Origin of the sequence: Zoogloea oryzae, assembly GCF_030161255.1 — a bacterium.
In the GTDB taxonomy this organism is placed as follows: domain Bacteria; phylum Pseudomonadota; class Gammaproteobacteria; order Burkholderiales; family Rhodocyclaceae; genus Zoogloea; species Zoogloea oryzae.
The window spans coordinates 1-10,151 of record NZ_BSPX01000106.1; the positions used below are offsets into that span (position 1 = coordinate 1).

A 10,151-nucleotide genomic window follows, 5' to 3' on the forward strand; every position below is an offset into this window, starting at 1 on the left:
CCGCGCCGGCAGCCACGCCGCCGCCGCGGCCGGCTTCGGCAGCGCCACCGGCGAGGCCCTGCCGCCGGAAGCCGAGTGCCCCAGCCACCCGTGGCCGATCGTCGATCACCCGGCCGGCAAGAACTTCGTCGATTTCGACGAGGACCTGCAATACAAGGATTTCTGCAACGCGGTGCAGGAGGGCTTCGACAACATCGAGCTGCTCAAGCGCTTCTCCACCAACGGCATGGGCCCCAGCCAGGGCAAGCACTCCAACATGAACGGGCTGCGCATCCTGGCCCGCCTCACCGGCAAGCAGCCCCAGCAGGTGGGCACCACCACCGCACGGCCGTTCTTCCACCCGGTGCCCATGTCCATCCTCGCCGGGCGCGGCTTCAGCCCCGAGCGGCGCACCCCGCTGCACAGCCGCCACGAAGCCCTCGGCGCCAAGTGGATGCCCGCCGGCGTGTGGCAACGGCCGGAGTTCTACCAGCGCGCCGGCGAGAGCCGTCTCGACTGCATCCGCGGCGAAGCGGCGGCGGTGCGCGGGGGCGTCGGCATCATCGACGTGGGCACGCTGGGCAAGCTGGAGGTGATCGGCCCGCAGGCCGCCGAGTTCCTCGAGCGCGTCTATACCGCCAGCTACGCCAACCTCAAGGTGGGCATGACCCGCTACGCGGTGATGTGCGACGAGTCCGGCGTGGTGATCGACGACGGCGTGGTGGCCCGGCTGGCCGAGGACCACTTCTACTTCACCACCACCACCTCCGGCGCCGCCACGATCTACCGCGAGCTGTCGCGCCTCAACACCATGTGGCGGCTCGACTGCGGCATCGTCAATCACACCGGTTCGTTCGCCGCGGTCAATCTGGCCGGGCCGAAGTCCCGCGCGGTGCTCGGCAAGCTCACCGGGCTTGATCTCTCCGCCGCCGCCTTCCCCTATCTGGCGGTGCGCGAGGGCGAGGTGGCCGGCATCCCCGCCCGCCTGATGCGCGTCGGTTTTGTGGGCGAGTGGGGCTACGAGATCCACGTGCCCGCCAACTGCGGCGGCGCCCTGTGGGATGCGCTGATGGCAGCCGGCGCGAGCCACGGCATCCGCCCCTTCGGCGTGGAAGCTCAGCGCCTGCTGCGTCTCGAGAAGGGCCACATCATCATCGGCCAGGACACCGACGGCCTCACCACCCCGCTGGAGGTGGGCCTGGAGTGGGCGCTCAAGATGAACAAGCCCTTCTTCGTCGGCCAGCGCAGCCTCGCCGCGGTCGGCCGCCTGCCGCGCCGCCAGAAGCTGGTGGGCATCCGCTTCCCGGCGGACCACGTGGGCCCGGTGCCGCTGGAATGCAACCTGGTCATCGCCGGCGGCGACATCGCCGGGCGCGTCACCAGCATCGCGTTCAGCCCGGCGGTCGGCTGCCACATCGGCCTCGCCTTCGTGAAGCCCGAACTGGCCGAGACCGGCACCCCGCTCGAGATCCGCCTCACCGGCGGCTCGCTGGTCCAGGCCACCGTCGCCGCAGCCCCGTTCTACGACCCCGAAAACCTCAAGCAGAAGGAGGCCGCGTGATGTTTGCGAACAACCTCGCCCCGAGCCCGGTGGCCGACCTCGTCGCCGCCACGCTGCTCCCGCCCGAGCAGCAGGCCGCCGCCGCGGCCACCCTGGGCATCGCCGACCGCTCCGAGCTGGCCCGCCACGGCTGCAAGGGCCCGGGCGCTGCCGAATGGCTGGTCGCCCTCGGCCTGCCGATCCCGCCGGCGCCCAACAGCTGGCTGCCCCTCGATGACGGCGGACGCATCGCCCGGCTCGGCTTCACCGAGTTCCTGATCGAAGGCCCGGCCGCGCTGATCGCCCCCCTCGCCGCCGCGCCGCGGGGCCCGGGCGTGTATCCGGTGCTGCGCCAGGACGCCGCCTTCGTGCTGGCCGGCAGCCGTCTCGACGAACTCCTGCGCCAGAGCTGCAGCGTGAATTTCCGCGCCCTCGACCTGGCCGCCCGCCCGGTGGTGCTGACCTCGATGGTCGGCGTCGGGGTGACGGCGATCCCCGAGCTGCGCGCCGGCCGCCCGACCCTGCGCATCTGGTGCGACGGCACTTACGGACATTACCTGTGGGAAACCCTCCTCGACATCGCCGGCGATCTCGGCGGCGGCGCGGTGGTTGCCCGCAGCATTGACTGAACCCCCAACCCACCTTCAGGAGAGCGGCAATGACGCCCACAGAAGCCAAGCAGTTTCTCGCGGACAACGACGTCAAGTATGTCCTTGCCCAGTTTGTCGACATCCACGGCGCGGCCAAGACCAAGGCCGTACCCGCCGCGCACTTCGAGAGCATCCTCACCACCGGGGCCGGCTTTGCGGGCTTCGCGGTGTGGGGCCTCGGGATCGAGCCCAACGGCCCGGACTACATGGCCATCGGCGACCTCTCGACCCTCACCCTCGTGCCCTGGCAGCCCGGCTACGCCCGCATCGCCTGCGACGGCCACGTGAAGGGCGAGCCCTGGCCGCTGGATACCCGCGTGGTGCTGAAGGAGCAGGTCAAGCGCCTCGAGGCCCGCGGCTACACCTTCTTCACCGGGCTCGAGCCGGAGTTCTCGCTGCTCAAGAAGGACGAAGCCGGCCAGATCATCCCGACCGACCCCACCGACACGCTGCCCAAGCCCTGTTACGACTACAAGGGCCTGTCGCGTAACCGCCAGTTCCTCGAAACCCTCACCGACAGCCTGCGGGCGGTGGATGTGGACGTCTATCAGATCGACCACGAGGACGCCAACGGCCAGTTCGAGATCAACTACACCTACGCCGACTGCCTCACCTCCGCCGACCACTACCTGCTTTTCAAGATGGCCGCCTCGGAGATCGCCAACGACCTGGGCATGATCTGCTCCTTCATGCCCAAGCCCTTCGCCAACCGCCCGGGCAACGGCATGCACATCCACATGTCGCTGGGCGACGGCAAGACCAACCTGTTTGCCGACAAGCACGACCGCCGCGGGTTGGGCCTCTCGAAGCTGGCCTACCAGTTCCTGGCCGGCATCCTGGCCCACGCCCCGGCGCTGGCGGCGATCTGCGCCCCGACGGTGAACAGCTACAAGCGCCTCGTGGTTGGCCGCTCCCTCACCGGCGCCACCTGGGCCCCGGCCTACATCAGCTACGGCGACAACAACCGCTCGTCGATGGTGCGCATCCCCCACGGCCGGCTCGAACTGCGCCTGCCGGACGGCGCCTGCAACCCCTACCTCGCCACCGCCGCGGTGATCGCCGCCGGCCTCGACGGCATCGAGCGCGACCTCGACCCGGGCGAACCTCACAACCAGAACCTTTACGCCCTCAGCCCCGAGGAACTCAAGGCCGCCGGCATCGGCATCCTGCCCCAGAACCTCCACGAAGCCCTGCTGGCGCTGGAAGCCGACACCGTGCTGTGCAAGGCCCTCGGCCCGGTCGCCACCGAGTTCCTGCGCCTCAAGCACATGGAGTGGGTGGAGTACATGCGCCACGTGTCGGACTGGGAAATCAAGAACTACCTGGAATTCTTCTGATGTCCCTGTAGGGGCGACTTCAGTCGCCCTTCAGGACCTCGATCAACCTCCGCGGGCGACTGAAGTCGCCCCTACATGAAGGAGAACAAACCATGTGTGGAATCGTTGGATTGCTGGTGAAGACACCGGCCCTGCGCGAGCAGCTCGGCGAACTGATGGTGCCGATGCTGATCGGCATGACCGAGCGCGGCCCCGACTCGGCCGGCCTCGCGGTGTTCGGCAGCCCGCTGGCCGAGAGCCAGCGCAAGATCAGCGTGTATTCCGGCCTCACCGAGGACGGCGCCGACTTCAACTGGCTGGGCCTCGCCCACAGCCTGAAGGAGCACCTGGGCGTGCCGGTGGACATCAGCATCAAGGGCAACCACGCCATCCTCAGCTTCGACGTGGCCCCGACCATCGTCAAGCGCTGGATCGCCGAGCATCACCCCAAGCTGCACATCCTCTCGACCGGCCGCAGCATCGACCTCTACAAGGACATCGGCACGCCGGCCGAGGTGGCCGCCCGCTACGGCTTCTCCGGCCTCACCGGCTCGCACCTGGTCGGCCACACCCGGATGGCCACCGAATCGGCGGTGACGCCGGACCGCGCCCACCCCTTCACCGCCGGCGAAGACTTCTGCCTGGTGCATAACGGTTCGCTGTCCAACCCCAACGGCATCCGCCGGATGCTGGAGCCGCGCGGCATCCGCTTCGAGACCGACAACGACACCGAAGCCGCCTGCCGCTTCCTGGAATGGCGCCTGCGCGAAGGCGACGACCTGGAAACCGCGCTCCAGAAGGGCTTCGAGGAGCTCGACGGTTTCTTCACCTTCCTGATGGGCACGCCCGACAAGCTGGCCCTGATCCGCGACCCCTTCGCCTGCAAGCCGGCGGTGGTGGCCGAGACCGACGACTACGTGGCCATCGCCTCCGAGTTCCGCTCGCTCGCCCACCTGCCCGGCATCAAGCACGCCACCGTTTTCGAACCCGCGCCCGAGGAGATGTACGTATGGAACGCCTGACCTTTGACCTCGCCACCACCCCGCTGCGCGAGCTCAACACCTTCCTGCACAACGACGCCAAGGATGGCAAGCCCCGCCACGTCACCGTGCTCAACCCCGACGGCGCCCACAACATCGCCGTCGGCCTCGACTGCCCCGTGCAGGTTGAAGTGGTCGGCCACGCCGGCTACTACGCCGGCGGGATGAACAAGTCGGCCACCGTCACCATCACCGGCAGCGCCGGCACCGGCGTGGCCGAGAACATGATGAGCGGCAAGGTGCACGTGAAGGGCTTCGCCTCCAACGGCGCCGGCGCCTCGGCACACGGCGGCCTGCTGGTCATCGACGGCGACGCCGGCCTGCGCTGCGGCATCTCGCTCAAGGGCGGGGACATCGTCGTCGGCGGCTCGGTGGGCAGCTTCTCGGCCTTCATGGCCCAGGCCGGCCGCATGGTGATCTGCGGCGACGCCGGCGACGCGCTGGGCGATTCGCTCTACGAGGCGGTGCTCTACGTGAAGGGCAAGGTGAAATCCCTCGGCGCCGACGCCCAGTACGAGGAGATGACCGACGCCGACATCGCCGCGGTGGCGAGCCTGCTCGACCAGGCCGGCCTCGACCACGACCCGAAGGCCTTCCGGCGCATCGCCTCCAAGCGTTCCCTGTACCACTGGAACGCCGACGCCAACCAGGAATATTGAGCAGGACCATCGCGCCGCCACCCGCGCGCCATCCGGAACATCGAGGACACGATCATGGAAACCAAACCCCTGCACTTCAAGCACCTCTCCCGCGAGGAATCCTACGGCTACGACCGCAAGACCCTCGACTACATCCGCAACGCCGCGGCCCACGGCCTGTATGAAATCCGCGGCATGGGCGCCAAGCGCAAGCTGCCCAACTTCGACGACCTCGTCTTCCTGGGCGCGTCCATGTCGCGCTACCCGCTCGAAGGCTATCGCGAGAAGTGCCTCACCAAGACCGTGCTCGGCACCCGCTTCGCCAAGAAGCCGATCGAACTGGACATCCCCATCACCATCGCCGGCATGAGCTTCGGCGCGCTCTCCGCCAACGTGAAGGAAGCGCTGGGCCTCGCCGCCTCCGAGATGGGCACCTCCACCACCACCGGCGACGGCGGCATGACCCAGGAAGAGCGCCGCTCCTCCAAGACGCTGATCTACCAGTGCCTGCCGTCCCGCTACGGCTTCAACCCCGACGACGTGCGCAAGGCCGACGCCATCGAGGTGGTGATCGGCCAGGGCGCCAAGCCGGGCGGCGGCGGCATGCTGCTGGGCCAGAAGGTGAACCCCCGCGTCGCCAAGATGCGCACCCTTCCGGAAGGCGTCGACCAGCGCTCCGCCTGCCGCCACCCGGACTGGACGGGCCCGGACGACCTCGCCATCAAGATCCAGGAACTGCGCGAGATCACCGACTGGGAGAAGCCCATCTACGTGAAGGTCGGCGCCACCCGCACCTTCAACGACGTGAAGCTGGCCGTGCATTCCGGCGCCGACGTGGTGGTGGTGGACGGCATGCAGGGCGGCACCGCCGCCACCCAGACCTGCTTCATCGAGCACGTGGGCATCCCGACCCTCGCCGCCGTGCGCCAGGCCGTCGATGCGCTCGAAGACCTCGACATGAAGGGCAAGGTCCAGCTGATCGTCTCCGGCGGCATCCGCACCGGCGCCGACGTGGCCAAGGCGCTGGCGATGGGCGCCGACGCGGTGGCCATCGGCCAGGGCGTGCTGGTGGCGCTGGGCTGCAACGGCGAAACCTACTTCCAGCACGGCGCCCACCAGGACGCCATCGCCGACTACAACGCCCTCGGCACCGCGCCGGGCTTCTGCCACCACTGCCACACCGGCAAGTGCCCGGTTGGCATCACCACCCAGGACGCGATCCTCGAGCAGCGCCTGTCGCCGGCGGTGGGTGCCAAGCACCTGAAGAACTACCTCAAGACCCTCAACATGGAGCTCACCACCATCGCCCGGGCTTGCGGCAAGCAGAACGTGCATCACCTGGAGCCGGAAGACCTGGTCGCCCTCACCATCGAAGCCGCCGCCATGGCCGGCGTGCCGCTGGCGGGCACCAACTGGGTGCCGGGCCGCGGTTTCTGAGCGACCGGCGGGGGCGGGATTCCGTCCCCACGTCGCCCGGAAGCCAGAACTGTAGGTCGGACTTCAGTCCGACATCCCCAGCCTCCGACAGCCCGGCGTGTCGGACTGAAGTCCGACCTACAAGAAGTTCCGTCGGGTCACGCCCTGCGGGCTAACCCGACCTACGAACCCTAATTAACCATTTGCCGGGCGTGCCGACACCGGATCGCCCCGTTTTTTCAGGAGACTGAACCCGTGACAGCCCAGATCATCGACGGCAAGGCGCTGTCGAAAACCCTTCGTGAAGGCTTCAAGACCCGCGTGGCGCAGTTGGGTGCGCAGGGCGTACAGCCGGGCCTGGCGGTGATCCTCGTCGGCGACAACCCGGCGAGTCGCGTCTACGTCGGCAACAAGGTGAAGGCTTGCGAGGAAGTGGGCGTGCGCTCCTTCCATGTCGGGCTGGCCGCCGACACGCCGGAGGCGGAAGTCCTTGCCACCATCGCCCGCCTGAATGCCGACCCGGCCGTGCACGGCATCCTCATCCAGCTGCCGCTGCCGGCGCACATCGATCCGCGCCGGGTGCTGGAGGCGATCTCGGTGAACAAGGACGTGGACGGCTTCCACCTCTACAACGTGGGCGGCCTCGTCGTCGGCAACACCATCTTTCCGCCCTGCACGCCGTATGGGGTGCAGCTGCTGCTCGACACGACGGGAACCGACGTGACCGGCAAGAACGTGGTGGTGGTAGGCGCCAGCAACATCGTCGGCAAGCCGATGGCACTGATGCTCTTGCAGCGGGAGGCGACCGTGACGATCTGCCACGCGAAGACCCGCGACCTCGCCCAGCACACCATCCTCGCCGACATCCTGATCGTCGCCGCCGGCAAGCCGGGGCTGATCGTGCCGCAGATGGTCAAGCAGGGGGCCATCGTCATCGACGTGGGGATCAACCGTCTGCGAGACGGGCCAAATGCGGGCAAGATCGTCGGCGACGTGGATTTCGACGGCGTGAAGGAAAAAGCCAGCTGGATCACCCCGGTGCCCGGCGGCGTCGGGCCGATGACGGTGACGATGCTCATCGAGAACACCCTGCGCTCGGCCGAGCGGGCGCTACGCATGCGCCAGGCTGACGACTATCAGGATTGGGAGGCGCCGGTGATCCATCCGGTCGCCCGCTGAACACAACACTTACCCCAAGGAGAACCGACATGAGCACACCCGCCCGGCCGCCCAAAGGGCGTGCGAACCCTCCTGCGGGGAGGGTGGAGCAAGGGTTTCGCGCAGCCTCGCTGCGTGCTTGCGGAGCGGACCGGCTGTGCAAAGCCGGTCCTCAGTCACACATTGACCGGAGGGCCGTCAAGTGAGCCTTGAAGACTGCCTGATCCAGCTGGACGGCCTCAGCCTGCCGGCCTCCATCGGCATCTACGACCACGAGCGCGCCGCGCCCCAGCCGGTGGACATCGACCTGCTGCTGGCCATCGACGGCACGCTGGCCGTCCGCAGCGACGACATCCGCCACACGGTGGATTACGACGAGGTGGTGGATGCCATCGCGGCGCTCCTCGCCAGCCGGCATTTCAACCTGCTGGAGCATCTCAGCCAGGCGGTGCTCGACCTCCTCGGTGCGCGCTTTCCGGTGCGCCGGGCCGAGGTGACCATCGCCAAGCCGCTGGCCGTGCCGCGGGCGCGGCGCGTGTCGGTGAGCCGCCGCGCCGAGTGGAAGCGTGAGGCGATGAAGGTGGTGGCGGTCTAGCCGCCTGGGGTCAGCCCACCGCCACCAGCAGCGGGCGGGTGAGCGCCGAGAGGCTCGCCCGCTGGTGGCCGGCGGCGTCGAAGTTGCCCGGCGCCAGCCAGGTATCGAAGGCCGCGGCCAGCGCCGGCCAGTCCGCGTCGATCATCCCGTACCAGGCCGTGTCGCGGTTGCGGCCCTTGCTCACGTTGGCCTGCCGGAACACCCCCTCGAACGAGAAGCCCAGCCGCTGGGCGGCGCGCCGCGACGGCGCGTTGAGCGCGTTGCACTTCCACTCCACCCGTCGGTAACCCAGCGCGAAAGCCTCGCGCAGCAGCAGCCACAGGGCTTCGGTGGCGGCCGGGGTGTGCTTGAGCGCCTCGGAAAAATGCAGGTGGCCGATCTCGATGCAGCCGTGGGCTGGCGTGATGCGCAGGTAGCTCACGATGCCCACCGCCTGCCCCTGCCCGTCGATCACCGCGAAGAACAGCGGGTCGCTGCCGCCCGCCACGCTGGCGATCCAGGCGCTGAAGGCGGCCTCGTTGGCGAAGGGGCCATAGGGCAGGTAAGTCCAGTTGGCACCGGTGCGGTCCGCGGTGAAGGCGGCGTAAAGCGCGGCGCCGTGGCGGTTGGCGTCGAGGGGATCAAGCCGGCAGTAGCGGCCGAAGAGCAGCGTGGCAGCGGGGGGCGGCGGGGGCGTCCAGTCGGGCAGCGGTGCGCCGACCGGCTGGCCGAGGGCGTTGGTGCAGGTCATCGGAAAATGGGGAATGGGCGGGGAGGGCCCGACGATACGCCAAGGCCCCGGCCGCACCAAGCCGGAGCGGCCCTCAGCAGGCGTTGCGGGCGAGCTGCGGCGCGTGGAGCAGGAAGCGCGCTTTCAGCCAGCACTCGGCCCATTCGGCGGCGGGGTCGGAGTCGATCACCAGCCCGCTGCCGATGCCCATCTTGCCGCGGCCGTCGGCGGCCACTTCGACGGTGCGGATCGCCACGTTGAGGCGGAAATCCCCATCCGGCGCAAACCAGCCCAGCGAGCCGGTGTACAGCCCGCGGGGCACGGCCTCCAGTTCGTCGATGATCTGCATCGCGCGGATCTTCGGCGCGCCGGTGATCGAGCCGCAGGGGAACAGCGCTGCGAGGATCGCCTCGGGCGCCAGCCCCGGGTCGGCCAGCTCGGCGCGGATCCACGACACCATCTGCCACACCGACGGGTAAGGCTCCACCGCGAAGAGCTCGGGCACCCGCACGCTGCCCGGGCGCGCGAGGCGGCCCAGGTCGTTGCGCAGCAGATCCACGATCATCAGGTTCTCGGCGCGGTTCTTGGGGCAGGCGCGCAGGGCCTCGGCGGCGGCGCGATCGGCGGCCGGGTCGTCCAGCCGGGCGGCGGTGCCCTTCATGGGGCAGGTGACGAGCTGGGCGCCGCTGCGCTCGACGAAAAGCTCCGGCGACAAGGACAGCACTGCGCCGCCCTCGTCCTGCACGAAGCCGCCGTAGCGTGCCGGCTGGCGGTGGCGCAGGGCGAGGTAGAGGGCCAGCGGGTCGCCTTCCAGCTCGAAGTGCAGCGGAAAGGTGAGATTGACCTGATAGCAGTCGCCGGCGCGGATGTAGGCGCGCACCCGCTCCACCGCGTCGAGGTAACGGGCCTCGCTCACGCCGGCGCGCACGTGGCGCAGGCCGTTGCTGCGGCGGGATGGGGGCAGGTCCGCGTGGCGGCGGGCCAGCAGCGCGTCGACGCCCAGCGAGAACATCGCCCGGCGGCGGCGGAAGAACAGCAGGTGGACGGTGGGAGCGGTCGGCGGCGTCAGCCCGCAGCCGGGCTCCAGCTCGCGGCCCAGCTCGTAGTCGA

At 69.2% G+C, this 10,151-nt stretch carries 10 protein-coding genes; 8 read left to right on the top strand and 2 right to left on the bottom strand.

The genetic code is table 11. The features are described 5' to 3' along the window. The 8 genes from QQK25_RS21070 to folB form a co-directional block, all read left to right on the top strand. Positions 1 to 1,540, top strand: a 1,540-nt coding sequence (locus tag QQK25_RS21070) for a glycine cleavage T C-terminal barrel domain-containing protein (protein WP_284189727.1), incomplete at its 5' end; no start/stop codon positions are given. Next, complete coding sequence (locus QQK25_RS21075; protein ID WP_284189728.1) at positions 1,540 to 2,148, top strand: hypothetical protein; 609 nt, start codon at positions 1,540 to 1,542, stop codon at positions 2,146 to 2,148. The genes QQK25_RS21070 and QQK25_RS21075, both read left to right, overlap by 1 nt. 29 nt (positions 2,149 to 2,177) lie before the next feature. Next, entirely contained in the window at positions 2,178 to 3,506 is a 1,329-nt protein-coding gene (gene glnT / locus QQK25_RS21080) for a type III glutamate--ammonia ligase (RefSeq protein WP_284189729.1), read from the top strand. Positions 3,507 to 3,598: 92 nt separating this feature from the next. Then, positions 3,599 to 4,507, top strand: coding sequence for a class II glutamine amidotransferase domain-containing protein (locus QQK25_RS21085; protein WP_284189730.1), 909 nt, complete (start codon positions 3,599 to 3,601; stop codon positions 4,505 to 4,507). Further along, on the top strand, positions 4,495 to 5,184 hold the full coding sequence (locus QQK25_RS21090; RefSeq protein ID WP_284189731.1) for a GltB/FmdC/FwdC-like GXGXG domain-containing protein: 690 nt from the start codon (positions 4,495 to 4,497) through the stop codon (positions 5,182 to 5,184). The genes QQK25_RS21085 and QQK25_RS21090 overlap by 13 nt, the downstream gene beginning before the upstream one ends. Positions 5,185 to 5,238: 54 nt before the next feature. Continuing rightward, positions 5,239 to 6,600, top strand: a complete 1,362-nt coding sequence (locus QQK25_RS21095; RefSeq protein ID WP_284189732.1) for an FMN-binding glutamate synthase family protein — start codon at positions 5,239 to 5,241, stop codon at positions 6,598 to 6,600. A gap of 234 nt (positions 6,601 to 6,834) precedes the next feature. Next, positions 6,835 to 7,758, top strand: coding sequence for a bifunctional methylenetetrahydrofolate dehydrogenase/methenyltetrahydrofolate cyclohydrolase FolD (gene folD, locus QQK25_RS21100; RefSeq protein ID WP_284189733.1), 924 nt, complete (start codon positions 6,835 to 6,837; stop codon positions 7,756 to 7,758). A 181-nt stretch (positions 7,759 to 7,939) separates the two neighbouring features. After that, the gene (gene folB, locus QQK25_RS21105) at positions 7,940 to 8,332 is read left to right on the top strand and encodes a dihydroneopterin aldolase (RefSeq protein ID WP_284189734.1); all 393 of its coding nucleotides are present in this window, start codon (positions 7,940 to 7,942) and stop codon (positions 8,330 to 8,332) included. 10 nt (positions 8,333 to 8,342) lie between these two features. On the opposite strand, the gene QQK25_RS21110 is transcribed toward folB, so the two are convergent. Together QQK25_RS21110 and pabB are read right to left on the bottom strand one after the other, a co-directional pair. Continuing rightward, positions 8,343 to 9,062 carry a GNAT family N-acetyltransferase gene (locus QQK25_RS21110; RefSeq protein WP_284189735.1) on the bottom strand — a complete coding sequence of 240 codons (720 nt, stop codon included), beginning with the start codon at positions 9,060 to 9,062 and terminating at the stop codon, positions 8,343 to 8,345. A gap of 73 nt (positions 9,063 to 9,135) precedes the next feature. Further along, positions 9,136 to 10,151, bottom strand: a 1,016-nt coding sequence (pabB, locus tag QQK25_RS21115; protein WP_284189736.1) for an aminodeoxychorismate synthase component I, incomplete at its 5' end; no start/stop codon positions are given.